This window comes from Streptomyces sp. NPDC020958, assembly GCF_055562175.1.
In genome coordinates, this window is sequence record NZ_JBVHFU010000013.1 from 77,426 (window position 1) to 104,031 (window position 26,606).

The following is a 26,606-nucleotide window of genomic DNA, read 5'->3' on the forward strand; positions in this document are numbered from 1 at the left end:
CAAGGCCGGGTGACTCAGGCCATCTCGTCGTCGATGTTCTCCTCCCGGCGGATCATCCGCCAAGCCGCCCGCCGCGCACTCTGGTTGAGCGATTGCTTGAAACCGTCGTCGTGGCTGAAGTACTGCCGTCCCATGTCGGCGATGGTGTCGATGTGTTCGGCCATCTTGTCCTCGAAGACCTCGTCGAAGACGAGACCGAAGTTCTCCTCGTCGTTGACGGCGGCGGCGCGGACCTTCGGATCCGCCTTCGCCTCCGAGAACGGTGTGATGACATCCTGATCGGTGAAATCGGTGCCGAACTTGTCGTTGAACTTCTCGATCAGCTCCGACAGCAGCGACTTCTCCTGCTCCTTGGCACCGCTCCCACCTTCGCCGAAGCCACGCAGCTCCGCTGCTCCCTCGGACGTCAATGCGAGGTCGTGCTCGCCGGTCTTCTGGATGCGCAGGTGACTGAGGTCGACGTCCCCTATGTCCACGCCGCCATCTCCGCGTCGCGGAAGGCGGTTGAGCAGGTGGCGGCCGTAGAGGTAGAGGCATTCGAGGTCGGCGTCGCGGTAGGGCACGATCTGCGAGAGGAAGCCGTACTTCCGCACGTAGTCGTTGAGATCCGCGCGGAACTGCTCAGCGGCCTCGGCGGCCTCCTCGTCGGGGTCGCCCGCCTCGTCCTTGCGGTCCAGCAGCTCGGTGAACCGTTCGATGGCCGGTCCGAGATGCCGGTACAGCTCCGCGTGCAGCTTCTCCCAGCGGGCCACCGAGCCCGCCGCCTTCTCCTCGGCCGCCAGGTAGGCATCGGCGAACTCCCGCATCTCCTCTTCGACGAGGATGTCGGGCTGCATGACCTTGCTCTGCGCGGTGTAGAGGAGATTGGGGTCGGAGGGAAGGGTGTTTGCCTCCTCGAAGTACGGGCGGAAGGAGGCCTTGATGTCCTCGGCGTCGTTGACGAAGTCCAGTACGGCCAGATCCGCCTGCGACTTGCGGTCGGCGGTGCGGTTAAGGCGGGAGAGGGTCTGGACGGCGCTGATGCCCGCGAGCTTCTTGTTCACGTACATCGTGGTGAGGAGCGGCTGGTCGAAGCCGGTCTGGTACTTCTCGGCGACGACCAGGATGCGGTACTCGCGCTGCGTCGCCGTCCCGCCGGTGCGCACGGCCTTGTCGTCCTTGCGTGTGTATGCGAACGCCTTCGGCAGCGCGGACTCGGCCAGGCCGCCGTTCTCCTTCGGCTCGGTGGTCTCCTCGCCGTCGTACGTCAGGCTGCCCGAAAACGCGACAAGGATGCCGGGGTCGGCGTACGCCTGGTCGACGACGTACTTCCTGATCTGACGAGCCATCTGCACGGCGCTGTGCCGGGAGGCCGTCACCACCATGGCCTTGGCACGGCCGCCGAGCCGGCCGGCGGTGTGGGTGCGGAAGTGCTCGACGATCACCTGCGCCTGCTGTGTCACGGTGGAGTCGTGCGTGAGGGCGTACCGGGCGAGCAGCGGATTCGCCCTGGACGGGTCCACCTCGCGCTCGTCCGGGTTCTTGTTCACCAGCTTCCAGTACGTGTTGTACGTGACGTAGGTGCGCAGGGGGTCGAGGATGAAGCCTTCCTCGATGGCCTGGCGCATCGAGTACGTGTGGAAGGGGACGTACGTCGGCTTGCCGTTGACGTTCTCCAGGGCGCCGAAGAGTTCGAGCGTCTTGGCCTTGGGCGTGGCCGTGAACGCGAAGTAGGAGAGGTTGGAGGCCTTGCTGCGCTGGGCGGCCTTGCGGATGAGCCTGGCATCGGTGGTGGCTGCCAACGCTTCCAGCTCGGTTGCCCCGGCGTCGTCGGAGTCCAAGTCCAGGCCCAGGTCACGCAGCGCCGCGCGTACGGCCGTGGCCGCGTCGCCGGACTGCGAGGAGTGTGCCTCGTCCACGATGATCGCGAAGTTGTGGCCCTGTATCTCGGTGGGGTTGCGGCGCAGGTAGTCGATGAGGGCCGGGAAGGTGTGCAGCGTGACGGTGATGATCTTCCCGGTCTCGCGGGATAGCGCCTTGGCGAGCTGGTCCGACTTCGCGCCGTGCTTCTCGTCGATCTTCACGACGAGACCGGCGGTCTTCTCGAAACTGCCCACGGTCTCGCGGAGCTGGGCGTCGAGATTGCGGCGGTCGGTGATGATCACGACCTTGTCGAAGACCGGGGCACCGGGCTTGAGCCCTGCGGCCAAGGCATCGGGGTCGATCTCGGCGGGGTCGGTGGGCGTGTGCAGCGACGACAGGCGGTGCGCCAGCCATCCAATGGTGTTCGACTTGCCGGAGCCGGCAGAGGCCATACCCAGGTAGTTGTGACCGGCGCCGTGGCGGGCCGCATGGCCGGCGAGCTTCTTGACGATGTCCCACTGGTGGTAGCGCGGGAAGATCAGTTTCTTCCGCGTCCGCCCGTCCGCGCCTTTCTCCTTGCTGAGGTGCACGAACCGCTCGATCAGGTCAAGCCAGGTGTCCCGCTCCCAGATCTGTTCCCACAGGTACGACGTCGCGTACGTCCCGGGGACGGTGGGCGCCGGATTGCCCGCGCCGCCGGGCTTCCCCGGGCCCTCCGACCCGGTGTTGAACGGCAGGAACCGTGTCGCCTTGCCCCGCAGCTCCGGCGCGACGAACACCAGGTCCGTGTCGATGGCGAAGTTCGCGATCACGCGCCGCGCGAAGATCAACTCGCTGGGGTCGCGGGTCGTGCGGTACTGCTCCTTGGCGGCCTCCACTCCCTGGCGAGTTAGGGCGTTCTTCAACTCGGCGGTCGCCAGCGGGATTCCGTTGAGGAAGAGGGTGAGGTCGAGACGCTTGCCCTTGTCCGCCTGCTTGGCGGCGTACTCCAGCTCTTTGACGAAGGTCAGCCGGTTCGCGCGGTAGTCGTCCAGGACCGCGTCCGACACGACGAGCGACGGCTTGAAGTACGCGAGCCTGATCAGGACGCCGTGGTCCTTCACGCCCTTGCGGAGTACGTCCAGTACACCGTCGGTTCCGATCGCCTGGTCCACGCGCTTGGCGAACCCGGCCTGGGCGGTGTTGGGATCCCCGCCGTAGAGAGCGATCAGTTCGGCCCAGTCGTCGGCTTGGGTCTTGCCGATGAACTCGAAGAGCTGGGCGGTGTCCAGGCCGAGGTGGGGGCGGTAGTGCTGTCGGTTTCCCTCACACCAGCCGTGCTCCAGCAGGGCGGCGACTATGGCGTTTCCGAATGCTGCTTCGTCGTGGACGGACATGACTGGCTATTCCCCCCGCTTTCCGGTGACCAGATAGGTGATGTCGCGGCAGAACTTGTCGAAGGATGGTGAGTTGGCGCGGGCAAGACCGAGATCCATGTCCTGGGTCAGTGCTGCCTGGTCCACACGGGGGCGGTACCGCACGCCGTCACGCCGGTGGTGGGTCAGCCAGCCCTTGCAGTCGCGTAACGTCTCGCTGTTGGCCGGGACCTCCAGATGCTCGGCGAGCCCTGCCCGGCCGCCGAGGGAGGGCGCCGAGGCGAGAAACCACGCCTCGAACTCCCGATTCGCCAGCACGACGGCCGTCCGGCGGTCCGGGCGGGCGGCCTCGGCCCGGGCCAGCAGGGAAGGCCCGAGGCTGGCCGGACAGTCGTCGTCAGCGTCGATCACGACGAAGATGCCCCCGGGGTGGTCCGCGGGTACGCGTCGAGCCTGGGCCTCCACGGCGGCTTCCAACCCGCCCGGACGGACAAGTCGGCCGCGGTCGACCAAGAAGGGCGGCTGGATGTCCGCGTCCCAGATCTGCGCCTCGTACATCAGTCGCCGGAGGAGTACGGGCAGAGCGCTGATCTCGCCCTCACCTTCGACGACGGAGGCGATCGTGACCCTCGGGTGGTTCACTTCTCGCCCTCCGGGTGCTCGTCCGACTGGGCTGGGGGCTTGACTACTGGGCGCAGCTGGTCGGAACGCAGCAGTTCGGCCGTGGTGGCCAGGCCGTCGGCAACGATCGACCGGCTCACCGGGTCCACTTCACCGATCACCGTCACCCCGTGCTCGGCGGCGACCACGCGGATGGCCGACAGATCGGCCTCCTTGCGGTCGAACAGCTCCGCGCTCTGCGTGGTGGCGAGCACCTGTACGTATTCGCTCGCTTCCGTGAGCGCGTCGTAGAGGGCTCCGGCAGCGAGCGGGTGCAGCGCCAACTCGGGCTCTTCGACGGCGATGAGGGGAATCCAGCCTTCACGGGCGTCGGGCTGGAAGAGTGCGGTCAGCAGGCCGATGGCTCGGATGGTCCCTTCCGACATGGACTCGGCCCGGAAGACGTGCGGTTCGGTGTCGCCGTCGGTGGCGAAGCTGATCCGCGCCGCGATGTAGTCGGCGGAGGGGTCTGTGGGGCCGACGTCCACGACACCGGGCACGATCACCCCGAGGTACTGCGAGACGCGCTCACGTTCCTGGTCGCCGAGCGCGGCCAGGGCCGGGCCGAGGCCACTTCCGTTCTCCTCCAGCGTCCCGGCGGTTGGCAGGTTGGGGCGGGCCTCGCGGAGGCTGGACAGGGTGGGGTTGTAGAAGAACATCTCAGTGAGAACTTCGTGAAATTCACCGAACGGCCCTGTGTCAGCTACTCGTGAAAGTTCCAGCAGCTTCTGACGGCGTCCCGTTCCCGTACGGTCTTGCACCAGGAAGTGCTCGGCGTCAGCCCCGCCCTTGGCGTCAGGGTGGTGCATCTCGCAGAACTCACGCTTGACACGGACACCTGGCACCGCGTCTCGTCCCGCCCTGGTGGTAGTCGCCGGGGCGAGGGTGATCTCGTACCACCCGACCCAGGGCTCGTCGTCGCCGAGGATCGCCGGTAGGTGAAACTCCAGACCGATCGTGCAGGAGGCCGCCGGCTCAGGGACCCGGCGCAACACCTCCTCCCACCCTCCGCGCGCCGCAACGGCCTCCGCCGGGCCGTTCGCAAGAGCGTCGCGTACGAAGCGCAGGGCATCGAGAAAGTTCGACTTGCCTGCGGCGTTCAGCCCGAGCAGCACGGTGAACCGGCTCAGAGTCACGTCGCAACGAGCGATGGACTTGTAGTTCTCGACTCGGACGCGGGTGATGAACGGCAGCGGGCGATGGGGCGCGGCGGGACTCATGGCGCGATCATTCCTCGATCCCTCGTCCACTGGCAGTGGACACGTCGATCTGGCCGGTGACGGCGGCGGTGATCAGGGCTTGGCGCCGCTCGGTGAGGAGAGCGGAGTGTCGTGCAACTCGCGACCGGAGCCCCTCATGTGTATCCAGTGATCGGCTGACGGAAGCAGCAAGGGAAGTCTGCTCTGCCAAGCTGGGGGTCGGTACCAGAACGCGCTTCAGATCCCAAATATTGATGCCCTTGATCGTCGCCCCTGTGACTCGCTGCTGAATCTGATGAACCACTGCGGGTGAGTCCAGGACGAGGCGCAGCCAATCGGCGGAAACTCCAGAATCCACTGAAATCCGAGCAGCATCTTGCGTCAGGTTCGCGCCAGTCAATTCTTCCGGCACTACAGCGATCTCGCCTACGCTTCCACGAATAGCGATGACCAAGTCGCCGCCCTTGACGCGAGAGCGAGCGTAGCCCGACTCAATCTCCCGAGTTGTGCGATTCAGGGTACCTAGCGATAGCCTGTCAGCTGCTACGTCGCCACCCTTGATGATGGGAACACCCTCGGCCACGTTGGGGCCAGGCAAGACGATGCCGTACATAATTTGCCGAAATTGATCCGTCAGGTGTGCCAGCGGCGTCCACTTCCAGTCATTGGGAAGACTGTCACCGGGCTTCTCGGCGCTCGGGTGGAGCATCTGCGCCAGTACGGCCTGCTCCCTTTCACGGACGGCCCTATCGAAACGCGCCAACGACGAACGCAGCCTGTCCATGCGGGCGGTCTCGGCGTCGAGGAAGTCGGCGATGCGGCGTTGCTCATCCACCGGGGGTACCGGGACCTTCAATTGCTCAATATCCGGCATGTAAATCGTCTTGTGAGTGGATCCCGTCGCAATTCGCTTGAGATCCGGAGCCATCGCCCTGAGCGAATGAAGAAGATATCTTGGATCCAGTTTTGGCCCGCACGTCCACGTGGCAAAATCCTGACTCGTTGCCATATCGGCACCCATAATGGCGGAGAAGCCGACGGATGCAGTACGGGAGAGGATCACGGTGCCAGCCGGATGCTTTACCGCTGCCGAATTAACCAAGCCCAGCGTGCTAACTTTTTCCTTCGTCTCTCTAATGACATCGGTGGTGCCGCTGCGCAACTGCCACACATCGGCCAGGGTAATCCAGGGAACCGTGCAGTTATCCCAGTATTCGGGCACGCTCCGGCTGGGCGTGTGCCCGGAGCCGAGGCGGGCAACAAGCCGAATTGGCACTGTTGGCCAGCGAGACCCTTCCAGCCAAGGGGCGACGGAAGTTCGTGTCACTGCGTGACCTCCCCAAGCAGCGCCTGGATCTCGCCCTCCAAAGCCTTCAGCTCCGCGTCGATCTCCGCCAACGGCCGCGGCGGCTTGTACACGTAAAAATGCCGCGTGAAGGGGATTTCGTACCCCACCTTCGTCTTGCTGTGGTCGATCCACGCGTCCGGGACATGCGGGAGGACCTCGCGGCGCAGGTACTCATCCACGTCCTCCTCCAGCGGAACGTTCTCGTAGTCGCGCAACTCCGGGTCCGGTTCCGGTTCGCCCTTGATGCGCTGGATCTCGCCCTCCGGATCCCGGACGCCGACCGCCTCCCGCAGTGCCTTGCCGAACGGCGCACCCGTCGGCCACAACAGGCCGGCAGCGACGACTGCGTCCTTCAGGTCGATCCACGCGTCGGACTTCGTCGTCCAGGACTTGCCGACCAGCGGGCGCAGCGCTTCCGCGAACGCCTCGGCGTCCGAGGCGCGCGTGATCGCCTTCGACACGGTGATCGCTGTCAGTGTCTCCTCCGTCACCTCGAAGCGGAGCTTCAACGGCCGTTCGACGGTGATCCGGTGATATCCGAAGTCCTTGTTGCGGAAGACCTTGATCTTCCCGACCCGGTCGGCCAGGTCGTGGCCGCCGCCCCTCTCCGCCGCGTCGACGATAGCCAGCGCCTCCGTGTAGAGCCTCGTGATCTCGGAGATGTGCTGCTCGCTCAGTTCCTTGCGCTTGTCGCCCAGCGACTTGCGCATCTTGCGCCAGTAGTCGCGGGCGTCCAGCAGGACGACCTTGCCGCGCCGGTCCCTGGACTTGCGGTTGCTGAGCACCCAGAAGTACGTGGAGATGCCGGTGTTGTAGAAGAGCTGGTCAGGGAGGGCGACGATGCCCTCCAGCCAGTCCTTCTCCAGGATCCACTGCCGGATCTTCGACTCACCCGACTCCGCCGCCCCCGTGAACAGCGGGGAGCCGTTGAAGACGATCGCGATGCGGCTGCCGCCCGCCCCGGACGCGTCCACCGGCTTCATCTTCGAGATCATGTGCTGGAGGAAGAGCAGCGAACCGTCGTTGATACGCGGCAGGCCGGCCCCGAACCGCCCGCTCTCCCCGAGGCGTTCGTGTTCGTCCTCGACGGTGTCCTTGACCTTCTTCCATTCCACGCCGAACGGCGGGTTGGCCAGGAGGTAGTCGAACGTGGTGGGCGTGTTCTTGTCCCTTTTGGAGTCGTCGCTGCTGAAGCCGTCCTGGCTGAAGGAGTTGCCGAATTTGATGTTCTCCGGGTCCTGACCCTTGATCATCATGTCCGACCGACAGATGGCCCAGGACTCGGGGTTGAGTTCCTGGCCGAAGACCTTCACCGTGGCGTCCGGGTTGAGAGCGGTAATGCGCTCCTCGGCCGCGCTGAGCATGCCGCCGGTGCCGCAGGCCGGGTCCATGACCGTCCGGACGGTGCCCGGCAGGGCCAGCGCGTCGGTGTCCGGTGCGACGAGCAGGTTGACCATCAGCCGGATGACTTCCCGCGGTGTGAAGTGCTCGCCGGCCGTCTCGTTGGACTGCTCGGCGAACCGCCGGATCAGTTCCTCGAAGATGTAGCCCATCTGGTGGTTGGTGACAATCTCGACTGGCTTGCCGTACTCGTCGAGTACGACATTGCCGTCCGCATCTCTCTTCACCGGCCGCAGGTCGAGGTCGGCGAACCGTCCGACCACCTGGTACAGGAGATCCGCCGCCTCCAGCCGCTTGATCTGCTGGGCGAAGTCGTACCGCTCCAGGACCTCCCGCGCGTTGGGGGAGAAAGCGCCGTAGTACTCGTTGAGGTACTTCGCCGCGTGCGAGGCGTCACCCGCGATGGCTTTCAGCGTGTAGGTGCTGGTGTTGTAGAAGCTGTGGCCGGACGCCTTGCGCAGGAAGCGGTCGGGGTTGATGTCCTGGTTCTCGTAGCGGGCGGCGACCTCCAGGACCTTGTCCTTGGTCGGGGCGAGGACGCACTCCAGGCGCCGCAGCACGGTGAACGGCAGGATCACCTTGCCGTAGTCGGACTGCTTGTAGTCGCCGCGCAGGAGGTCGGCGACCGACCATGCATGATTCGCCAGTTCCGTGTGCTTACTGCTGTTCAACGCTGTCCTTCCGGAGTTTCGCCGTCCCCGAGGGACGGAGAGGTCAAGTCTGATCGTTCGCGGTGCCGGGCCGCACGTTTCACGCCGATCCGTGACCGTCCGGCAACAGCGCGCCGCCGGTGAGTCCGGTGCCGAGGAGACGTGTGAGGTCCTCGGCGGTCTGGTCGGCACGGCGGGCGGCGGTACGCAGCTCGTGCAGGCGGCGGAACGCGGTGCCGTAGCGCTGCTGTTCGGCGAGTGGGAGCAAGGGAACGCGTAGTCGTCGAGGGTTCACTCGAACGATGGATGTGCTGCCGGTGGCCGCAGCGTTGACGTTCTGCTCCGCTGAGAGGAACCCAGCCAGGAACCAGGGGTCGAGCCGACGTTGATCCGGGCGGAAGAGCAGTAGATGAGGACCGAGGAAGCACCCTGTCTCGCCCGGTTCGACGACCCGGGCCACGGCGCTACGTCCCACGCGGAGCATCTCTGTGAGCAGCACGTCACTTCCCTGGATCAAGGGGAGAGCGACGCCTGTGGGAAGGTCGGCTTCCGTTCCGGAGGCGGGTTGGTTCTTCAAGACGTCGGTTTCCGTGAGCGTTGGTCGTCCGCCGAGTTCTGGTTCGGGCTGCGGTAGCGATTGGCCGCTACGGGTCCGGCGGCTTCCGGGCGCGGTGCGAAGCAAGCTGAGAGCACCGCCGCGCAGAAGATCCTCGACCGTTGCTGTGCGCCAGTCGCGGGGTCGCTCGTCTGTCGGTGGCCAGTCGCCTTCGGCGCTGAGGCCGGTCAGGTCCCTCGCGGCCCGGTGGAGTTGGTTGTAAAGCTCCGATGCCTGCCGGGCCAGCAGGGCGGGGCGCAGAGTCTGTCGGGGAGCCGTTCGGATGTGGCGGGCCGGAGTCAGGTCCACGGCCTCATTGAGGAGGGTGGTGATCGGTACGGCGCCGGCGATACCTGGGGCTCCGGTGAAGCTGTCCCGGTCCGCCAGGTATAGCCGCCACGCCGAGAGCACGGTGTCGCCGATGGCGGCCCAGTCGAGATCCCGGTTCCCGGAAGCGGATGCGTCGACCAGCAGGACCGTACTCGGAGCTTCGGCCTGCGGATCGGGTCGTTCGAGCACCCACAGATGCAGGCCGATGTGGAGTGGGGTTGCCGCGCCCTGGGGAAGCGAGACGACCGCGCGGAGGGCGCCGTCGCGTACGAGCTGCGCTCGGATACGCCGGCCAGCGGTGCGTTCCGCGACGGCGGGCGGCATGAGCAGTACGGCACGGCCGCGCGGTGCGAGGTGGGCCAGGGCGTGTTGGACCCAGGCGAGTTCGGGCTCCCCCTTGGGCGGTACGCCGTAGGCCCAGCGTTGGTCGTACGCCAGATCCTCGTGCCCCCAGTCGCGGACTCCGTACGGAGGATTACACAGGACAGCGTCGGCGGTGAGGCCCTTGAAGGCGTCGGAGCGCAGGCTGTCTCCCGAACGTACGGTGACGTCGGCCTCGGGGTCGCTCAGCCGGAGCCGTACGGCGGCCTGGGCGGCCTGGGTGACCAGGACGTCCTGGCCGTGAAGTTCGGTCGCTCCTGCGGATGCCGCCGCGGCTAGCAGGGATCCCGTGCCGCAAGCGGGGTCGAGAACGCTCGCAGGGAAGGCTCCCGTGCTGTTGGTCAGGAGCCGGGCCATGAGGTCGGCCAAGGGGCGCGGCGTGAGGTAGGTGCCGGTGCCCCCCGAGTCCTCCAGCAGACGTTCGGCCAGGACATCCGTCGCGGACTCGCCGCCCTCAGCGACGACGCACCGCACCAGGGCCCTCAGCGGCTCGGCCGCCTCGAGGGCATATGCGGCGTCCTCGGTTCCCGGGATGTCCTGGGCTTTGCCAACCGCAGCCGACCGGGCCCATCGCAGCAGTGCGTCGTCACGCAATTCGGGAAGGACTTCGCGTTCGCTCCTGTCCAGTCGGGCCGCGGCGAGCACCACAGGGAGCAGATGCAGGGCCAGTTCGCCGTCGCCGGGGTGGGTGCGCAGTGCGGTGCGAAGCCGGTCCGCCGGTGTGTCCTCGGGAAGTTGGCCACGGGCGGCGAGCCAGGCGCGTACGGCGTCGAGGTCGTAAGTGGGGCTGGTGTCCGTGCCTCCTGTAGGCGTGGGGAAGTCCGCATGCCGACGACGCCAGTTACTCACCGTGGCGCGGGTGACGCCGGCCAGCCGGGAGATGTCGGCGGCGGTCACAAGGGCACTGGCCTGCTGGTTCATGGGCTCCTGCCGGGTGACGTGGGGCGGGCGTACTGGACGGCTTCACTCTATACCGGAACCCAACGGACGTGAAGTGTTTGACAGTGCTTTCAGTTGTCGCTCTACTGGTTATGCTTTCACTGGCTTCCTGGCTTCCTGGCTTCCCCGGGTCTCCCGGGCATTCCTGTGCCCCCAACACCAATTCGAATGGAGCGGCACCATGGCTACCAGTACTTCCGGCACGTCCAAGCGCACCCTGTACCGGCTCACGGGCATCGCTCCCACGGTCGACGCGATGTTCGAGGTGCTCGACCCGGCCCGGCTCGAAGCCATTGGTGCGGAGCTGGACTTCCCGGAGGAGCGGTTGGGTGTTCCGACGCTGCTGGTCACCGGCAGCTTCGAGCAGCCGGTCGCGAGCTGGTGCGACGAGATCAACCGCACGACCGGGTGCGAGGTGTCGCGGCCCGTGAACCGGCCGGCCGGGCTGCTGATGCTCGCCGTCGACGGCGAGGTGTACGCCGTCGGCTACGACCAGGGCTTCCGTCTGGTGCCCGACCGTGTGAAGGACCAGCGGTTCGGGCTTAGTTTCGTGATCCGCAGGGTGGACCCCGCTCAGATCCGGGACATGGTCTCCCATACGCCGGGCGGCGGCCGGACCGACATCACCCTCGTGCCCGGCGGCGCTCCGGTCTGGAGCCTGGGTGTCCAGGAGCACGCTCAGATCGTGCGGCGGCTGGGAGGTCGGCTGGACGGGATCCAGCTGACGATCGCTCAGGACGACCGTACGAAGATCTCCAGTGTGGAGGGCGGTACCGGGCTGCGGATGCGTCTCGGCGTCGACGCCGCGGACCTGGTTGCGGACATCCGGGCCATCGCCCGTGTCCTTCGGGAGGAGGCCCCGACTCCGGAACTGGAGTTCGTCGAGCACATCGTCCCGGTCAAGGACGACGGCCTCGTCACGCGGCTTGAGGAGCGCCTCGACGACATGCTCGGCGAGCCGCCGGACGGACGAGTCGCGGTCGCCGTCCCGTCCGATCACTGGGACGACTACGGCGCCGCCCAGGCGTTCGCCACCAAGGTGCACAGCAGGGACGTTTACCTCACCGACGACTTCAGCCTGGAGTACGTCCTCAACCGGGCCCGCGTGCAGAGGGCGGGAACGCGCTTTGCCGCGCTCGGGGACGGCACCGTCACCCTCTACGCGCACACCCGGGCGGAGAAGGGTGACGTCATCTGGACGTCGAGCGTGCTGCGGTGGATCGAGGCGGAGGTGGCGCTCGGTGCCCGCCGGTTCTTCCTGCTGGACGGGCAGTGGTACGAGATCGGTGAGGCGTACCTGGAGGTGATCCGTTCGCAGGTGGAGCGGCTCATCACCGACACGCCCTCAGTAGATCTGCCGGCCTGGGTACTTGGGGACAAGGAGCGGGACTACAACGAGTCGGTGCCCGATCTGCGGCCCGGGTACGTCTGCTTCGATCGGGACAACGTCCGGAGCGCGCTGCACCGGGGCAACGGCGTGGAGATCTGCGACCTGCTGAGCTCGGACGATGTCCTGGTTATGGTGAAGCGGGCCAAGGGGTCCGACGCGCTGAGCCATCTGTTCGGGCAGGCCGTGGTCGCCGTGCAGACCCTGCTGCACTCGCCGGAGGCCATGGACGGGTTCGCCCGGAAGGTGGCCGCGGCCCGGCCCGGCCGGGTCCTGCCAGAGGGTTTCCGGCCGTCGAAGGTCGTCTTCGCGATCCTGCTGAAGAACGGAACCGACCTCACCGCCGACACGCTGTTCCCGTTCTCCCAGGTCACCCTCGTGCAGACGGCCAAGATGCTTGAGGCGTGGGGCGTCGCCGTCGAGGTCGTCGGGATTCAGGCCGTAGTGGCACCTCCGAGCCGGGCGGGAATCCGTCACCTGGCCGCGTAGCGAGGCCCGTCCAACGTAGCCGTCAAGGCCACGCCAGCGCACCTCGTATACGTTTGCGCAGGTCATAGCCCTGCGGCGACTCTCCTCGGCGTACAGCCCGACTCGTCTGCCGCTCTCTGTTTCCACGGCTCGGGGATCAAGGGCGTTCGCCGGCGGAGCGAGGGCGACCTGCGGCCGGCCCGCGACCCGTCCGAAACGACTGCGCCGGGGTCCTGTCACGCCCGTAGGCGCGTTTGCGGGCCGTGTTGTAGACGTCCTGGCTGGACTTGGCGCGGGTGAGCGCGGCCAGGTCCTCGAAGAAGTTGAGGTAGGCGTAGGGGTCGCCGCGTATGTGGCGTTCCGCGAGGGCGTACGGGCGCACGGTCTCCCAGGTGCGCAGGATTCGGTAGTGGGTGGCCAGGAAGACCAGGTCCTCGTCGACGACGCGGAACGCCACCAGGTAGGCGAGCATCTGGTAGAAGGCGCACACGTGGTAGACGTCGTCGCGGATGGGCTGTTCGAGACCGCTGATGCCTTGGTCGGCACCTTCTCCCGAGACGAGGCCCGCCCATAATCGCTCTTCGCTGTGGACGAACTCGGCCGACCGCCACTCCCTGAACAAGTCCAGGACCAGCGGCAGTTGGTTGGAGTTGTTCATCAGGCGGATCTGACGCAGGGTGAGCAGGAGGGTCACGCCGATCGCGGTCATCGACAGGAGCAGTGTCACCACGTTGACGAGCAGCGTCTCGCTGTCCATCCGTCCAGACTGGCATCGGGTATCGCGGGTGACAACGGTGGGGAAGACAAAGCCGGCCGGGAGTTGGAGGGAACATGGCGACGGCGCTGGTGGTGCAGAACGCCGAGGAGGGAGGGCCTGGGCGGTGGGCCGAGTGGCTTCCCGAGGGCGGCCTCGGGGTCGAGGTGGTGCGGGGGCATGCGGGGGAGGTGATGCCCGGGCGGCTGGAGCATCAGGCGCTGATCGTGCTGGGTGGGCCTCACCTTCCTGACGATGACGAGACGGCCCCATGGCTTGCGGGTGCACGGGCGTTGGTGAGACAGGCGTTGGACAGGCGGGTCCCGGTGTTCGGAATCTGCCTCGGGGCGCAGATGCTCGCGCAGGTGGCGGGCGGAGAGGTGGCGGGCGGGCACGGCGAGCCGGAGTTCGGCAGCACCGTGCTGACGCTGCGCGCGGAGGCGGCCGGAGACCCCCTGTTCCAAGGGCTGCCGGAGCGACCTGCCGCGATCGAGAACCACGTGGACGCCATCGTGCGGCTGCCCCCGGGGGCACACTGGCTGGCCAGCAGCGAACTGTGCCCCTACCAGGCGTTCCGGGTCGGTGACGTGGCCTGGGGTGTGCAGTTCCACCCCGAGGCCGGACCGGAGCGCATCGCGCAGTGGCCTGAGGGGCGGGCCGAGCGACATGGGGTGGATCGGGAGGAGCTGCGGCGGGCGGCGATGCGGGAGGATGCGGCCGCTGCCCGGGTGTGGCGAGAGGTGGCGCTGCGGTTCGCCGCGCATGTCAGAGGCGGCGGCATCAGCCGGCCGGTGTGAAGCGCATCAGGCTGTTGCGGAAGTCAAAACCAGCAGAGGTCCGCCTCCGCAGCACCTTCAACAGCCCTCGGACTTTGCTCGCCGGGTCCCGTCACTCGCATAACGAGGTCCCAACGGTGCTGACAAAGCAGGGCTCTTGGGACGCGGAGCCACTGTAGGTTCCTGCCATGAAACAGGGTAAAGAGGTCGAGAACCCAGAGTCGCGCTTCTCCGCGGTGCTGCTGGCGGCAGCCAAGCTCCCGGGCGTGCGTATTCACCGGGAGGCGTACCTCCGAAGTGCGCTGGCTCGCCATTGCTCCCAGGACGACATCCGAAGAGCGATAGAGGGGACCCCTGCCGCGGCGGGCATCAGTGTCGAGGTTCTCGACAAGGTGGCCAACGATTCCATCCGCTACGAAACCGCCAAGGTCAGCGCCCTCTCCGCCGCCGCCGGAATACCCGGCGTCCTCGCCCTTCCCGCCACCGTACCCGCGGACATGGCCCAGTACTTCGGCCACATGGTGCGTATCTCGCAGAAGCTCGCGTACCTCTACAGCTGGCCCGATCTGTTCTCCGAGGACGGTGACGACCTCGACGACGCGACCATGGGAGTACTCACGCTGTTCTTCGGCGTGATGTTCGGCACCCAGTCGGCGAACGCGGCCGTGGGGAAGGTCGCCGGGATGATGTCGAAGGAGGTCGCCAAGAAGCTGCCCCAGAAGGCGCTGACCCAGGGTGTCATCTATCCGATAGTGAAGAAGGTCGCGGCATACCTCGGCGTCCAGATGACGAAGCAGTCGTTCGCCAAGACCGTCTCCAAGGCCATCCCCCTCGTAGGGGCCGCTGTCTCCGGCGGGCTCACTTTCGCGACCTACCTTCCGATGGCCAAGAGGCTCAAGAAGCACCTCTCCAGCCTGCCGCTGGCGGAGCCCTCGCACCGGATGACGGATGAGAAAGTCGTGGACGGCGAGGTCGTGGAAGTCGTGGAAGTCGTGGAGCACCAGGGGTCGTTCACCACAGCGAACGCTGAACACCACGGCGCAGATGACGCAGGGCGTTGGGGGTGAGGCTGGCGACCGCGACACGGAGAGCGGTGGCCTCAGTAGTGGTAGCGGGCCTTGAGGATCTTGACTTCCTTCTCGTCCACCCGGTACACGAGCCGGTGCTCGTCGTCGATCCGGCGTGACCAGTAGCCCGACAGGTCACCCTTCAGGGGTTCCGGCTTGCCGATGCCGGTGAAGGGGGTGCGCTGGATCTCGCCGATCAGCCGGGTGATCCTGCGGGCCATGGCGCGGTCCGAGCCGAGCCAGAACAGGAAGTCCTCCCATGCGGCCGGGTCGAAGTGGACGCTCCTCACCCGTCACCCACCAGTTCTTCCAGCTCTGCCATGGTCCTGGTGACCACGGCCTCGCCGGCCCTGTCCCGTGCGACGGCTTCCATGAGGCTGCGCGCGTTGGCGGGAGAGCGCAGCAGGTAGACGGTCTCCTGCCAGGAGTCGTAGTCCTCGGCGGACATCAGAACCGCGTCGCCGCTCTTGGAGCTGATACGCACGGGGGTGTGGTCGTCGTTGACGCGCTTGATGAGGGGGAAGAGGTCCTTGCGGGCCTCGCTGGCACTTATGGTCATCCGGCAGCACCTCTTTCCTGGTGGTACTCGAAAATGGTACCGCACTGGTACTTGATTCTGGTACGAGTCGCGGAACGCGGAAGCTGTGAACCTCGCTCCGGACGGTTCGAGCGTGTGTGGGGGGGAGGGGGGCGGACCGCGCACCCCTGCCTCGCTTCAGGCTCTCCCGCCCTGCCGGTCAGCGCGAGCCGGGAGAACCCGTCTCTGGGTGCCGGACTCCTGGGGCGGGGGCAAGCGGAGGCTTGTGGGGCGGCCGGGCCTGGAAGGGCTTCTGTGTCGCAATGGGCCGTTTCGCGGCGTACAACTATCCAAGGCGCCGTCTGTCTTACCAGACACACACCAACGCGAGCTACCGGGGGGTAGTCATGCGACGGCGACACATAGGTACCGCACTGGCCGCGATGATGCTGGCGGGCGGTGGGCTGGTGGCCGGTACGGTTCCGGCGGTGGCCGCGCCGGCGGCCGTGGACTGTGCCGTGACGTGGGGAAGCCTGGACAAGAGCGGGGACTCCGTTGTCAACAGGCGGCTGGTCGACGTGCGGGCCGGGCAGCACGAGTGCTACGACCGGCTGGTCTTCGACGCCCAGGGCTCCTCGGCCGACCCGATCAAGTACAACGTCCGCTACGTCGACGTCCTGCACCAGGACCCGTCCGACGCCGTGGTCCCCATCAAGGGCGGCGCCATTCTGGAGATCTCGCTGTTCTCCTCGCGCTACGACCCGGCGACCGGACAGCCCTACCCGGCGCTGCCCGCCGTCGACGTCACCGGGTACCGGACCTTCCGGGAGTTCAAGGTCACGGGTGGGTCCGAGGGCTACACCCAGGCGGGGTTGGGCGTGCGGGCCCGGCTGCCGTTCCGGGCCTTCCAGACGGCCGACCATCTCGTGGTGGACGTGGCCCACACCTGGTGACCCCGTCCGGCCGGGGTGCGCTTCCCGGTGCGCCCCGGCCGTCGGCGGTCCAGGGAGATCAGCGCGCCGGATATGCTGCCCCGTCTCGTCAGGTCAGGGAGGAACGGCATCATGAGCGGCACCCCGATACCGCTGCCCGAGCGGATCGAGCTCGCGGACGAAGGTCTCGTCCTGCGGGACTGGACGGAGGCGGACCTGGCCGCGATGCCGGAGCTGTTCGACCATCCCGACATCGCCTACTGGACGCCGATCGTCTCCCCCTTCGACGAGGCGGCCGCCGTCGCACGGCTCGACCGGGCCCGGCAACTGCGCGCGGAGGGCACGACCGTTCTGCTCGCCATCACCACCGACGGCCGCGCGCCGCTCGGTGAGGTGATGTTGCGGCTGGGCCCCGAGGGCGGGGAGATCGGCTACGCGCTCGGCCCGGCGCACCGTGGCCAGGGGCTGGCCGTGCGGGCGGTGCGGATCATGGCCGCGTACGCGTTCCAGCAGCTGGGCGTGGGGCGCGTCTTCCTGGAACTGGAAGCCGAGAACGCCGCCAGCGTCGCCGTCGCCACCAAGGCGGGGTTCCGACTGCTCGACGTGCCGCTGGTCGAGGGGGAGGAGAAGGGGCGGCCCTACGCCCTGCAGACGTGGGACCTGCCGTCGCCGTCGGCTCCGGGACGCTGAGGCAGACCGGCCGGCAGGCGGCCGGAGCCGTCGTGCGGCATCGCGCATCATGGAGCGTCCGAGTCCGCCCGCCCGGTCAGGAGCCGCCCCCATGTCCGACGCACCCGGTGCCGACAACCCGTTGACGAACCGTCTCGCCGGTCACGTCCGGGACTTCGAGAAGCTGCTCGTGTGCTACTTCGATTCGCTGGGCGGCGACGGGCGCCTCGACGTCCCGTCCTACGGCGACCTCGCCCCGGAGAGCCTCGCGATGGTACGGGAGTTGACCCTGCGCGGCGGCAAACGGATCCGGGTGGTGGTGCTGCGGGAGGCCGCGCGTCTCGTGACGGACGAACCCGTCGCCGGGCTGGACCACGCCGCCCTCGGCGTCGAACTCCTGCACACCCACGGGCTGATCCACGACGACCTCATCGACGACAGTGCCGTCCGGCGCGGGGGTCCCTCCACCTACTACGCCTACCGTGAGCGGTTCCCCGGTCACCCCCGGACGGCCCTCGGGCTCACCGTGCTCGCCGGTGACCTCGCGCTGGCGCTGGCCGTGCGGGTGCTGCTCGGCGCGGAGGGCGACGCGTCGGTGCGGCAGGCCATGGTCGAGGTGCTGACCCGGGCCGCCGCCGAGACGGTGCTCGGGCAGGTCGTCGACCTGGAGCGGGACCTCGGCGACACCGTCCCGGACGACGAAGTCCTGCACCAGGTCGCCGACTTCAAGTCCGCCCGGTACTCCCTCCTCGCCCCGCTGCACCTCGGCTTGCTGGCGGCCGGCGAGCGACCGGAGCGGTACGCGGACGAGCTGCGGCGGTACGCACGGCTCGTCGGGATCTGCGCGCAGATGCGGGACGACTACCTGGATCTCTTCGGGGACGGCAAGGAGACGGGGAAGCCGGTCGGGACCGATGTCCGCGACGGCAGGCGCAGTTATGTCGTGGCCGCACTGCTGTCCTCGGTCAGCGGGGCGGAGCGGTGCCTGGTGGAGGCGGCCCTGGGGGACAGCAGTTGCAGCGACGCGACGATCGCCGTCGTCCGGGGGATCGCCGAGGAGCGCGGGGTGCGGGAACGGCTGCGGGAGTCGATGCGGGCCCATGCCGACCAGGCGGTTCTGGTCGCCGGCGGCTGGCGTGAGCGGTGGCGGAGCGAGGCGGTCGGATTTTTCGAGGCACTGCCGTACTGGAGCGTCGAACGGTCCCGGTGAAGCAGCGCCTGCGTGAACGGATTGTGACCGACAGGCGGTGAGTTGTCCCGTAGGTGCGTACTCTGTACCCCGCATCGAGCACACCGAAGAGAGGTCAGCCGTATGTCTGAGTCACCGAGCACCGAACTGGCTTCTCAGTACGGTGAGCGCATCCAGCAGGACCTCGATCTGAACGCCGCGGAACAGGAGCGTCTCGGCGCCGAGATCGCCGCCCTCGAAGCGCAGTTGCGCACGCTGCGGGAGAACAGGGTGGTGCTGGAGCGGCTGCGGGACGCGCTGGGCCCGCAGGCAGGGGCTTCCGCCCCCGAAGCCGCGGAGGGAGCGAAGGCGCCCGAGGGCAACGAGGTCGACGAGGCCCACGAGGCCCACGAGGTCAACGAGGCCCACGAGGTCAACGAGTCCGCCACGTCCGCCGATGCCCCCGCGTCCGCCGCGGCGGCGAAGGGCGCGGAGGTCACCGTGGCCGTCGTACCGCGCCAGAAGACCGGGCCCGCGTCGAACGGGGCGGCGGACTCCGGCAGCAGCAAGGCGAGCGCCGACACGGCAGGTCGAGGCAAGGCCGGCAGCGGCAAGGCGAGCTCCGGCAAGGCCGGCTCCCGCAGGGAAGGCCCCCGTAAGACCGACACCGGTAAGGCAAGCCCCCGCAAGGCAGACGCCGGTAAGGCAAGCCCCCGCAAGGCAGACGCCGGTAAGGCAGACGCCGGCAGGGCGGCCCCTGGTGAGGCGGCCCCGGACGCGGCGAAGCCGTCTCTTGTCGACGCCGTGCGCACGTATCTCGGACAGCAGCAGGAGCCGCGCTCCGCGGTCGAGGTCGCGGAGGCGATCAGGTCCGGCCAGCCCGGCCGGACCATCAAGACGACGGTGATCCGTACGACCCTGGAGAGCCTCGTCGCCAGGAACCTCGCCCAGCGCAGCAAGCAGGGCAGGTCGGTGTTCTACACGCCGACGGCGGCGGTCTGAACGGACCCGCCACCGCGTCGCCCGGTCACGCCACCGTCGCGCACGGGGCCGTCCGGGACGGCGAAGGGGTCGTCGGCGGCGTTCTGGTTGCGGGGGAGCACGCCGTCCTCGTCGAACCCGGCCGTGAAGATCCCCAACGGCACACCCGGGGAGGCTAACCCCGGGCCGGACACGCCTCAGGGCGTGAGCGAGCGCTCCCGCACCCGGGCCAGGTGCCCCTCGAAGACCTCCCTCGCCTGCGGGGTCAGGGTGCGCAGGGCCACCAGTGCCGTGATCACCACGTCGCACAGTTCGCCCTGCACGTCCTCCCAGGAGTGGGTGACGCCCTTGCGGGGGTTCTGGCCGGTCGCGCCGATCACCGCCTGGGCGACCTCGCCGACCTCCTCGGTGAGCTTGAGCATGCGCAGGACGACGCCGGTCTCGCCGTCGTGCTCGCGGTGGGCGTCCAGCCAGGTCCAGAGGTCCTCGACCGAGGTCCACAGGTCCGGCGTCGGGTCAGGGGGCGCGGTTCGCTGTTCCGTCATGCCGGAGAGTCTGCCCCGTCTGCCCACCCCGTCCGCCCCGCCCGGCACTCACTCCTCGAACAGCGCCTCCTGCTCCCCCTCCTTCGCCCGCTGCACCCGCTTGTTCCGGGCGCCGATCACCAGGGCCGTCGCCGCCGCGGTCACGCCCAGCGCCGCCGGGACCATCCAGCCCCGGTCGAGGACATGGCCGAGGGCGTGGTCCAGGGAGAGCCGGCCGGGGCCCGAGACGGCGAGACCCGCCGCGGTCAGGCCCAAGGAGGCCGCGTACTCGTAGCCGCCCTCCTGCGCGAAGAAGCCGTTCGGCATGTGCAGCGCGGCGGCGCCCGCCATCGCCCCGGCCGCCGCGGCACCCGCCGCCGGGGTCGCCAGGCCCAGCGCCAGCAGCGTGCCGCCGCCCGCCTCCGCGAGCCCCGCCGCCACCGCGCTCTGCTTGCCGGGCTCGTACCCGACCGACTCCATGAACTGGCCGGTGCCCGTGATCCCGCCCCCGCCGAACCAGCCGAGCAGCTTCTGCGCGCCGTGCGCGGCCAGCACCCCGCCGGTGCCCAGCCGGAGCAGCAGCAGCCCCACATCACGTCGGTCGTAGCAGGTCACGGTGACTCCCATCGGCGGCAACGGATCACGGGTTTCCACCGTCGCACCCGCCACACCCGAACGACCCGTCCTCGCGGCCGTTCGGGTGGCGCCCCCCGCCCGCGAGGCCACGGCGCCGACCCGGGCCCGCCCGCCCGGCGGACCCCCGGCAGGCCGCCCCGCGGACCGCGCCCTTGCCTTGGCGTGCACTTCAACTTCTAGCGTCCGACCCATGGAAACCGACAGCACCACCAGGACCCTGGGACGTTCCGGCATCCGCGTCAGCGCGCTCGGCTTCGGCTGCTGGGCCATCGGCGGCGAGTGGCAGGACGCCGACGGGCAGCCGCTCGGCTGGGGCAAGGTCGACGACGACGAGTCCGTACGGGCCGTGCGCCGCGCCCTCGACCTCGGCGTCACCTTCTTCGACACCGCCGACACCTACGGCGCCGGGCACAGCGAGCGCGTCCTCGGCCGCGCCCTCGGCAAGCACCGGGACGAGGTGGTCGTCGCCACCAAGTGGGGCAACGTCTTCGACGAGGAGACCCGCACCCTCACCGGCGCCGACGACTCCCCGGCGTACGTCCGCCGCGCCCTGACCGCCTCGCTGCGCCGCCTCGGCACCGACCACGTCGACCTCTACCAGCTGCACCTGTCCGACGCCGACCCGGCGCGCGCCGCCGAACTCCGCGACGTCTGCGAGGAGTTGGTGGGGGAGGGGCTCATCCGCGGCTACGGCTGGAGCACCGACGACCCCGACCGTGCCGCCGTCTTCGCCGAGGGGCCGCACTGCACGGCCGTGCAGCACACCCTCAACGTGCTCCAGGACGCACCGCGACTGGTGGCCCTGGCCGAGGAGTTGCGGCTCGCCTCGATCAACCGCAGCCCGCTGGCCATGGGGCTGCTCGGTGGCCGACGGGCCGCGGCCGGCGCCGGGGACATCCGCAGCAGGCCGCCGGCCTGGCTGCCCGGGTTCGGGGACGGGACCGGCGCCGACGCCGCCTGGGTGGAGCGGATCGAGGCCGTGCGGTCCGTGCTCACCAGCGGGGGCCGGACCCTGGCCCAGGGTGCCCTCGCCTGGATCTGGGCGCGCAGCCCGCGCACGGTCCCGATTCCCGGCTTCCGGTCCGTCGCCCAGGCCGAGGAGAACGCCGGCGCGCTCGCGAAGGGGCCGCTCACCGAGGCCCAGCTGGCCGAGATCGACCGGCTGCTCGAACGGTGAGCGGCCCCTGCGGCGCGCGGGCGGTCAGTGGCCCCGGCCGCCGCCGTGCTGCTGCCCGTACGCGGCCTGCCGCGGCTCGCCGTACCCCGCCCCCTGCTGCGCGAGGCGCTGTCCGCCGCCCTGCTCGGTGAGGGTGATCAGACCGGCCTCGATGGTGGCCAGACGCGGGGCGCGGCGGGCGATGGAGGAGTCGTGGGTGACCATGACGAAGGTCAGTCCGTACTCGTGCCACAGGCCCTCCAGCAGGGCCATGATGTCGTCGCGGGTGCCTTCGTCGAGGTTGCCGGTGGGCTCGTCCGCGAGCAGCACCTTCGGCTTCTTCACCAGCGCGCGGGCGATCGCGACGCGCTGCTGCTGGCCGCCGGACAGCTCGGACGGGGCGTGCCCGAGCCGTTCGCCGAGGCCCACCGAGCGCAGCGCCTCGGCGGCCCGCTCCCGGCGCTCGGCGGGCTTGACGCCGAGGGGTACGAGGGCCGTCTCCACGTTCTCCTGCGCGGTCAGCGTCGGGATGAGGTTGAACGACTGGAAGATGATGCCGATCTTCTCGGCGCGCAGCCGGGTCAGCTTGGTCTCGCTGATCCGGGCGAGGTCCTCGCCGTCCAGTTCGACGCTGCCCTCGGTGGGGCGGTCGAGGCCGCCGATCATCTGGAGCAGGGTGGACTTGCCGCCGCCGGTGGGGCCCTGGATGACGAGCTGGTCGCCGTCCTCGATGGTCAGGTCGATGCCGCGCAGCGCCTCGACCGTCTCCTTCCCTCGCGTATAGCGCTTGGTGACACCGGTGAGTCTGTACATGGGTTCTCCACAGAGTGGTATGGCCGCAGGAGGAAGGGATTGGGGGGAGGGGGGTGGGGCGCCGCGTCCCGGGGGAACGGAGGCGGCGCCCCGGCTCGGGGGAGTCCCGGTGCTACGAGACGCTGCGCAGGGCGTCCGCCGGGCGCATCCGGGAGGCGCGCCAGCCGCCCATCGCGCCGGCGATCAGACCGCCGGTGACCGCGAGGCCGACCGCGAGGGCGATGGTGGTGAGGGAGACGGGCGCGGTCAGCGCGATCTCCAGCGTGTTCTGGGTGGACTGCCCGCCGGGGCCGCCGCCCGGGCCGCCGCCCATGCCGCCCCCGCCGCCGGTGGAGCCCAGCTGGGCGGTGAGCTTCGGGCTGACCGCGGTGACCGCGTAGGCCGCGCCGACGCCGATCGCGATGCCGAGGGCGCCGCCGATCAGGCCGTTCACCATGGACTCGCCGACCACCTGGCGGGTCACCTTGCGGCTCGGCCAGCCGAGGGCCTTCAGGGTGCCGAACTCACGCACCCGGCGGGAGACCGCGGAGGAGGTCAGCAGGGCCGCGACCAGGAAGGCCGCCGCGAGGACCGCGACGGAGAGCCACTTGCCGACGCTGGTCGCGAGGCTGGAGGCGGTGGAGAGGGAACCGGAGACGGTGGACGCCAGGTCGGCGGAGGTGGTGACCGTCGTACCGGAGATGTTCGACTGGATCTCCTTCTTCACGGTGGAGATCTGCTGGGAGTCGGTCGCCTTGACGTAGATCGTGGTGACCTCGTTCTTCGCGTCGCCGAGCGTCTGGGCGAGCTTCAGCGGGATGAACAGGTCGGTGGTGGACTCGCTGCTGTCCGGGGTGGCGATGCCGATGACCGTGAACTTCGTACCGGAGATCGTGAAGGTCGAGCCGACCTTGTACTTCTTCTCCTTGCCGTACGACTTGCTGACCACCGCGACCTTCGAGGTGGTCGCCGAGGCGGTGAAGGTCCTGCCCGAGGTGATCTTCATCGAGGCCAGCGGGCCGAGGCCCTGGTGGGCCACGTCGACGCCGACCACCGAGTAGCTGTTGACGTTGAAGTCGGCGCCGCCGCCCTGGACCTGCGGCTGGCTCCCGCCCGAGCTGCCACTGCCGCCGCCCGGCTGCCCCTGGCCACCGCTGTTGCTGCCGCTGGTGCTGCTGCCGGTGGTGGTCTTCGCCTTGCCCTGGGTGAAGGAGCCGTCGACCTTGGTGACGTTGAGGGAGAGGGCGCCGACCGCGCTCGCCACGCCCTTCTGTCCGGCGACCTTGGTGACCAGGGTGGACTTCAGGGCCTGACCGCCCTGAGTCATCACCCGGTCCGAGCTCTGCTTGGTGCTGCTGCTCGACTTGGCGCCGAACTTGAAGCTCGGACCGCCGGAGCCGCCCGAGGCGGGCGCCGACTGGGCCTTGGTCACCGTCATGTCGGTGCCGAGGCCGTAGAGCGACTGGAGGACCTTGTCCTGAGCCTTGGACATACCGGCCGACACGGAGCTGACCGTGATGACCAGCGCGATACCGAGCGCCAGACCCAGTGCGATGACCAGGGCCGCCTTCTTTCTGCGGCCCAGCTCGCGCTTGAGATAGATGCCAAACATCCCGTTCCTCGAAGGTTCTTGGCGCCCGCTGTGGGCGCCGGCTCACGCTAGGGAGGAACCTTTGAGTCGTACTGAGTAAAAGATGTGTCAGGGCTGAGAAAACCGGCACTCTCATCGAACTTTCATAAGACAGCAAATTCCTTTCCGGGCGAGGGGGTCCTCCGGGGAATCCGCAGTTGGACGCGGTGTACGGTCCCGGGATGCGCGATTCCTCTCGGCTGACCCGGCGTGCCGCCCTCGGGCTGACGGCCGCCGCCCTGCCCGTCCTCTCGGCGACCCCCGCCTCCGCAGCCACGGCGATAGGCGGCGAGCGGCTGGCACGCGGCGGCATACAGGTGAGCGGCGCCACCGGCTTCCCCAGGAAGATCACCGCCCGGGCCTGGCTGCTGGCCGACTGCGAGAGCGGAGAGGTGCTCGCCTCGTACGCCGCGCACCGGCGCCTGCCGCCCGCCTCCACCCTGAAGATGCTGTTCGCGGACACCGTGCTGAAGAAGTTCGAGCGCAGCGGGCGCTACCAGGTCAAGGACTCCGACCTCGCCGACGTCCCGTCCGGCTCCAGCCTGGTCGGGATCAAGCCCGGCCTCACCTACACCGTCGAGCAGCTGTGGCAGGGCGTCTTCCTGCGCTCCGGCAACGACGCCGTGCACGTCCTCTCCCACATGAACGGCGGGATCGCGAAGACCGTCGCCGAGATGCAGGCCAAGGCGGTCGACCTGCAGGCCCTGGACACCCATGTGGTCAGCCCGGACGGCTTCGACCACCCGGGCCAGCTGTCGTCCGCGTACGACCTGACGCTCTTCGCCCGGCACGGGCTCAAGGACGAGGAGTTCCGGAGCTACTGCGGGACGAGGACCGCGAACTTCCCGGCGGGCGGCAAGAAGACCTTCCAGATCCAGAACACCGACCGCCTGCTCACCGGCGCCTGGGGACTGGACGTCTACAAGGGCCTGTTCGGCGTCAAGAACGGCTACACCAGTCATGCCGGCAACACCTTCACCGGCGGTGCCACCCGGGGTGGCCGCACCCTGCTGGTCACCGTCATGCATCCGGCCCCCGGCACCAACGCCGTGTACGAGGAGACCGCCGCGCTCCTCGACTGGGGCTTCGGCAAGGGGAGCGCGGCGCGGTCGGTGGGGGTGCTGGTCGATCCGCTGAGCGAGGGCGGCGCGAGGGCGGGTTCGTCCGCCTCGGACGGCAACGGGGCCGCGGGGGCGGCCGGTACGGGGGCGGCGTCGCCGTCGTCCGGTCCCTCGCCGTGGCGGCTCGCGGAGGGCGGGGCGGTGACGCTGGCGCTGCTGGGCGCCGGGGGCTGGGCGCTGCGCCGACGCCGCCGTGCGACGGCCGGTGCCGGTGCCGATGCGAGCGCCGAGCCCCGCCGGCGCCGGCGCGCGAGGGCCGCCGCCGGACCCGATGCGGGCGCCGAGCGTGACTCGGCCGACGTGCAGGGGAGTTGACGTCTCGCGGCAGCCGTCCCACCCGCCGGTGCGTACCCGCGGTCCCACGCGGGTCCACCCCCACCCGGTCCGGTGGAACGGCTGCCGCCTCCCCCCTCGGAATGGTCGGCGGAACCCCAGAGCCCCAAGTGTGAAGTTCTGGTGGAGAAGAGTCGAGCATAGGCCTGTTACCGGCCGCAATACCGCGGAGGTGAGTATTCCGCTTGTGTGGATTGCGAAGACCCTGACTGAACGGCGGTTCAGCCCCGCCCCACGTACGGCATCGCCGTCGCCAGCACCGTCGCGAACTGCACGTTCGCCGCCAGCGGCAGCTCGGCCATGTGCCGCACGGTGCGCGCCACGTCGGCCACGTCCATCACCGGTTCCGGGACGATCTCCCCGTTCGCCTGGAGCGCGCCGGTCTCCATCCGTGCCGTCATCTCGGTGGCCGCGTTGCCGATGTCGATCTGCCCGACCGCGATCCCGTAGGGCCGCCCGTCCAGGGAGAGCGACTTGGTGAGCCCCGTCAGCGCGTGCTTGGTCGCGGTGTAGGCGACGGAGCGCGGGCGGGGCGTGTGCGCCGAGATCGACCCGTTGTTGATGATCCGGCCGCCCTGCGGGTCCTGCTCCTTCATCTGCCGGAAGGCGGCCCGCGCGCACAGGAACGCCCCGTTGAGGTTCGTGTCCACGACGTGCCGCCACGCCTCGTACGACAGGTCCTCGACGGCCACCCCGCCGGGCCCGAACGTCCCGGCGTTGTTGAACAGCAGGTCGACCCGCCCGAACCGGTCCACGGCCGCCGCGAACAGCCCGTCGACGTCCCGCTCCACCGCCACGTCCGTGCGGACGGTGACGGAGCTGCCCTCGGGCACCAGCGCCGCGGTCGCTTCCAGCGTGTCCGGGCGGCGGCCGGCCAGCGCCACCGACCAGCCGGCCCTCAACAGCTCGACGGCGACGGCCCGCCCGATCCCCGAACCCGCACCGGTGACGACCGCGATCTTCGATTGCTTGGCATCCATGGAGCCGCACCCTAC

General features: G+C 69.0%; 24 protein-coding genes. 9 read left to right on the forward strand and 15 right to left on the reverse strand.

The features are described from left to right. Positions 1 to 14: 14 nt before the first annotated feature. The 6 genes from ACZ3KP_RS30530 to ACZ3KP_RS30555 form a co-directional block, all read right to left on the reverse strand. Entirely contained in the window at positions 15 to 3,218 is a 3,204-nt protein-coding gene (locus ACZ3KP_RS30530) for a type I restriction endonuclease subunit R (protein WP_467503288.1), read from the reverse strand. Between the two features lie 6 nt (positions 3,219 to 3,224). Beyond that, positions 3,225 to 3,839, reverse strand: a complete 615-nt coding sequence (locus tag ACZ3KP_RS30535; RefSeq protein ID WP_467503290.1) for a DUF4276 family protein — start codon at positions 3,837 to 3,839, stop codon at positions 3,225 to 3,227. Next, complete coding sequence (locus ACZ3KP_RS30540; RefSeq protein WP_467503291.1) at positions 3,836 to 5,077, reverse strand: AAA family ATPase; 1,242 nt, start codon at positions 5,075 to 5,077, stop codon at positions 3,836 to 3,838. The genes ACZ3KP_RS30535 and ACZ3KP_RS30540 overlap by 4 nt, the downstream gene beginning before the upstream one ends. Positions 5,078 to 5,084: 7 nt before the next feature. Continuing rightward, entirely contained in the window at positions 5,085 to 6,383 is a 1,299-nt protein-coding gene (locus tag ACZ3KP_RS30545) for a restriction endonuclease subunit S (RefSeq protein WP_467503293.1), read from the reverse strand. Beyond that, a complete protein-coding gene (locus ACZ3KP_RS30550; RefSeq protein WP_467503295.1) occupies positions 6,380 to 8,476 on the reverse strand; it encodes a type I restriction-modification system subunit M in 2,097 nt (698 codons plus the stop codon). Before ACZ3KP_RS30550 ends, ACZ3KP_RS30545 begins: the two co-directional genes overlap by 4 nt. Positions 8,477 to 8,555: 79 nt before the next feature. Continuing rightward, a complete protein-coding gene (locus tag ACZ3KP_RS30555) occupies positions 8,556 to 10,682 on the reverse strand; it encodes an N-6 DNA methylase (RefSeq protein WP_467503296.1) in 2,127 nt (708 codons plus the stop codon). A gap of 199 nt (positions 10,683 to 10,881) precedes the next feature. Here ACZ3KP_RS30555 and ACZ3KP_RS30560 point away from each other — a divergent pair, with 199 nt between their 5' ends. Further along, positions 10,882 to 12,576, forward strand: coding sequence for a TIGR04141 family sporadically distributed protein (locus tag ACZ3KP_RS30560; RefSeq protein ID WP_467503298.1), 1,695 nt, complete (start codon positions 10,882 to 10,884; stop codon positions 12,574 to 12,576). A 136-nt stretch (positions 12,577 to 12,712) separates the two neighbouring features. On the opposite strand, the gene ACZ3KP_RS30565 is transcribed toward ACZ3KP_RS30560, so the two are convergent. Beyond that, positions 12,713 to 13,312 (reverse strand): DUF4760 domain-containing protein, encoded by a 600-nt coding sequence (locus ACZ3KP_RS30565; protein WP_467503300.1) that lies wholly within the window; start codon positions 13,310 to 13,312, stop codon positions 12,713 to 12,715. A gap of 74 nt (positions 13,313 to 13,386) precedes the next feature. Here ACZ3KP_RS30565 and ACZ3KP_RS30570 point away from each other — a divergent pair, with 74 nt between their 5' ends. Further along, positions 13,387 to 14,106: a type 1 glutamine amidotransferase gene (locus tag ACZ3KP_RS30570; protein ID WP_467503301.1), complete on the forward strand. Its 720-nt coding sequence runs from the start codon at positions 13,387 to 13,389 to the stop codon at positions 14,104 to 14,106. Between the two features lie 167 nt (positions 14,107 to 14,273). Continuing rightward, entirely contained in the window at positions 14,274 to 15,152 is an 879-nt protein-coding gene (locus tag ACZ3KP_RS30575) for a hypothetical protein (RefSeq protein ID WP_467503302.1), read from the forward strand. A gap of 32 nt (positions 15,153 to 15,184) precedes the next feature. On the opposite strand, the gene ACZ3KP_RS30580 is transcribed toward ACZ3KP_RS30575, so the two are convergent. Next, positions 15,185 to 15,442 (reverse strand): Txe/YoeB family addiction module toxin, encoded by a 258-nt coding sequence (locus ACZ3KP_RS30580; RefSeq protein ID WP_093503681.1) that lies wholly within the window; start codon positions 15,440 to 15,442, stop codon positions 15,185 to 15,187. Next, positions 15,439 to 15,711 carry a type II toxin-antitoxin system Phd/YefM family antitoxin gene (locus ACZ3KP_RS30585; RefSeq protein ID WP_467503304.1) on the reverse strand — a complete coding sequence of 91 codons (273 nt, stop codon included), beginning with the start codon at positions 15,709 to 15,711 and terminating at the stop codon, positions 15,439 to 15,441. Before ACZ3KP_RS30585 ends, ACZ3KP_RS30580 begins: the two co-directional genes overlap by 4 nt. A 365-nt stretch (positions 15,712 to 16,076) precedes the next feature. Here ACZ3KP_RS30585 and ACZ3KP_RS30590 point away from each other — a divergent pair, with 365 nt between their 5' ends. The 4 genes from ACZ3KP_RS30590 (at position 16,077) to ACZ3KP_RS30605 (ending at position 19,440) form a co-directional block, all read left to right on the forward strand. Continuing rightward, complete coding sequence (locus ACZ3KP_RS30590) at positions 16,077 to 16,622, forward strand: AMIN-like domain-containing (lipo)protein (RefSeq protein WP_467503306.1); 546 nt, start codon at positions 16,077 to 16,079, stop codon at positions 16,620 to 16,622. A 111-nt stretch (positions 16,623 to 16,733) separates the two neighbouring features. After that, a complete protein-coding gene (locus tag ACZ3KP_RS30595) occupies positions 16,734 to 17,291 on the forward strand; it encodes a GNAT family N-acetyltransferase (RefSeq protein WP_467503308.1) in 558 nt (185 codons plus the stop codon). Positions 17,292 to 17,382: 91 nt separating this feature from the next. Then, positions 17,383 to 18,480, forward strand: coding sequence for a polyprenyl synthetase family protein (locus ACZ3KP_RS30600; RefSeq protein ID WP_467503310.1), 1,098 nt, complete (start codon positions 17,383 to 17,385; stop codon positions 18,478 to 18,480). Between the two features lie 102 nt (positions 18,481 to 18,582). After that, positions 18,583 to 19,440, forward strand: coding sequence for a hypothetical protein (locus ACZ3KP_RS30605; protein ID WP_467503312.1), 858 nt, complete (start codon positions 18,583 to 18,585; stop codon positions 19,438 to 19,440). On the opposite strand, the gene ACZ3KP_RS30610 is transcribed toward ACZ3KP_RS30605, so the two are convergent. From ACZ3KP_RS30610 to ACZ3KP_RS30620, 3 genes are read right to left on the reverse strand one after another with little or no spacing between them, the layout of a single operon-like run. Then, complete coding sequence (locus ACZ3KP_RS30610) at positions 19,416 to 19,583, reverse strand: hypothetical protein (RefSeq protein WP_467503313.1); 168 nt, start codon at positions 19,581 to 19,583, stop codon at positions 19,416 to 19,418. The genes ACZ3KP_RS30605 and ACZ3KP_RS30610 overlap by 25 nt on opposite strands. A 33-nt stretch (positions 19,584 to 19,616) precedes the next feature. Beyond that, the gene (locus ACZ3KP_RS30615) at positions 19,617 to 19,964 is read right to left on the reverse strand and encodes a MazG-like family protein (RefSeq protein ID WP_467503314.1); all 348 of its coding nucleotides are present in this window, start codon (positions 19,962 to 19,964) and stop codon (positions 19,617 to 19,619) included. 48 nt (positions 19,965 to 20,012) lie between these two features. Then, positions 20,013 to 20,558 carry a DoxX family protein gene (locus tag ACZ3KP_RS30620; RefSeq protein ID WP_467503533.1) on the reverse strand — a complete coding sequence of 182 codons (546 nt, stop codon included), beginning with the start codon at positions 20,556 to 20,558 and terminating at the stop codon, positions 20,013 to 20,015. Between the two features lie 211 nt (positions 20,559 to 20,769). Here ACZ3KP_RS30620 and ACZ3KP_RS30625 point away from each other — a divergent pair, with 211 nt between their 5' ends. Further along, positions 20,770 to 21,756 (forward strand): aldo/keto reductase, encoded by a 987-nt coding sequence (locus tag ACZ3KP_RS30625; RefSeq protein ID WP_467503315.1) that lies wholly within the window; start codon positions 20,770 to 20,772, stop codon positions 21,754 to 21,756. Positions 21,757 to 21,780: 24 nt separating this feature from the next. On the opposite strand, the gene ACZ3KP_RS30630 is transcribed toward ACZ3KP_RS30625, so the two are convergent. Together ACZ3KP_RS30630 and ACZ3KP_RS30635 are read right to left on the reverse strand one after the other, a co-directional pair. Beyond that, positions 21,781 to 22,548, reverse strand: a complete 768-nt coding sequence (locus tag ACZ3KP_RS30630; RefSeq protein WP_467503316.1) for an ABC transporter ATP-binding protein — start codon at positions 22,546 to 22,548, stop codon at positions 21,781 to 21,783. A 112-nt stretch (positions 22,549 to 22,660) separates the two neighbouring features. Continuing rightward, positions 22,661 to 24,139, reverse strand: coding sequence for an ABC transporter permease (locus tag ACZ3KP_RS30635; protein ID WP_467503317.1), 1,479 nt, complete (start codon positions 24,137 to 24,139; stop codon positions 22,661 to 22,663). 200 nt (positions 24,140 to 24,339) lie between these two features. Between ACZ3KP_RS30635 and ACZ3KP_RS30640 the strand changes: the two genes are divergently transcribed. After that, positions 24,340 to 25,593: a D-alanyl-D-alanine carboxypeptidase family protein gene (locus tag ACZ3KP_RS30640; protein ID WP_467503318.1), complete on the forward strand. Its 1,254-nt coding sequence runs from the start codon at positions 24,340 to 24,342 to the stop codon at positions 25,591 to 25,593. A gap of 239 nt (positions 25,594 to 25,832) precedes the next feature. Here the strand turns inward: ACZ3KP_RS30640 and ACZ3KP_RS30645 are convergent, their stop codons facing one another. Continuing rightward, entirely contained in the window at positions 25,833 to 26,591 is a 759-nt protein-coding gene (locus tag ACZ3KP_RS30645) for an SDR family oxidoreductase (RefSeq protein WP_467503319.1), read from the reverse strand. Between the last annotated feature and the right edge of the window lie 15 nt (positions 26,592 to 26,606).

Excerpts from the sequence above, each read along its gene's own strand:
- ACZ3KP_RS30530 (WP_467503288.1), bottom strand. The coding sequence starts at position 3,218 with ATGTCCGTCCACGACGAAGCAGCATTCGGAAACGCCATAGTCGCCGCC.
- ACZ3KP_RS30540 (WP_467503291.1), bottom strand. The coding sequence starts at position 5,077 with ATGAGTCCCGCCGCGCCCCATCGCCCGCTGCCGTTCATCACCCGCGTC.
- ACZ3KP_RS30555 (WP_467503296.1), bottom strand. The coding sequence starts at position 10,682 with ATGAACCAGCAGGCCAGTGCCCTTGTGACCGCCGCCGACATCTCCCGG.
- ACZ3KP_RS30560 (WP_467503298.1), top strand. The coding sequence starts at position 10,882 with ATGGCTACCAGTACTTCCGGCACGTCCAAGCGCACCCTGTACCGGCTC.
- ACZ3KP_RS30565 (WP_467503300.1), bottom strand. The coding sequence starts at position 13,312 with ATGGACAGCGAGACGCTGCTCGTCAACGTGGTGACACTGCTCCTGTCG.
- ACZ3KP_RS30570 (WP_467503301.1), top strand. The coding sequence starts at position 13,387 with ATGGCGACGGCGCTGGTGGTGCAGAACGCCGAGGAGGGAGGGCCTGGG.
- ACZ3KP_RS30575 (WP_467503302.1), top strand. The coding sequence starts at position 14,274 with ATGAAACAGGGTAAAGAGGTCGAGAACCCAGAGTCGCGCTTCTCCGCG.
- ACZ3KP_RS30585 (WP_467503304.1), bottom strand. The coding sequence starts at position 15,711 with ATGACCATAAGTGCCAGCGAGGCCCGCAAGGACCTCTTCCCCCTCATC.
- ACZ3KP_RS30590 (WP_467503306.1), top strand. The coding sequence starts at position 16,077 with ATGCGACGGCGACACATAGGTACCGCACTGGCCGCGATGATGCTGGCG.
- ACZ3KP_RS30595 (WP_467503308.1), top strand. The coding sequence starts at position 16,734 with ATGAGCGGCACCCCGATACCGCTGCCCGAGCGGATCGAGCTCGCGGAC.
- ACZ3KP_RS30600 (WP_467503310.1), top strand. The coding sequence starts at position 17,383 with ATGTCCGACGCACCCGGTGCCGACAACCCGTTGACGAACCGTCTCGCC.
- ACZ3KP_RS30605 (WP_467503312.1), top strand. The coding sequence starts at position 18,583 with ATGTCTGAGTCACCGAGCACCGAACTGGCTTCTCAGTACGGTGAGCGC.
- ACZ3KP_RS30615 (WP_467503314.1), bottom strand. The coding sequence starts at position 19,964 with ATGACGGAACAGCGAACCGCGCCCCCTGACCCGACGCCGGACCTGTGG.
- ACZ3KP_RS30625 (WP_467503315.1), top strand. The coding sequence starts at position 20,770 with ATGGAAACCGACAGCACCACCAGGACCCTGGGACGTTCCGGCATCCGC.
- ACZ3KP_RS30630 (WP_467503316.1), bottom strand. The coding sequence starts at position 22,548 with ATGTACAGACTCACCGGTGTCACCAAGCGCTATACGCGAGGGAAGGAG.
- ACZ3KP_RS30635 (WP_467503317.1), bottom strand. The coding sequence starts at position 24,139 with ATGTTTGGCATCTATCTCAAGCGCGAGCTGGGCCGCAGAAAGAAGGCG.
- ACZ3KP_RS30640 (WP_467503318.1), top strand. The coding sequence starts at position 24,340 with ATGCGCGATTCCTCTCGGCTGACCCGGCGTGCCGCCCTCGGGCTGACG.
- ACZ3KP_RS30645 (WP_467503319.1), bottom strand. The coding sequence starts at position 26,591 with ATGGATGCCAAGCAATCGAAGATCGCGGTCGTCACCGGTGCGGGTTCG.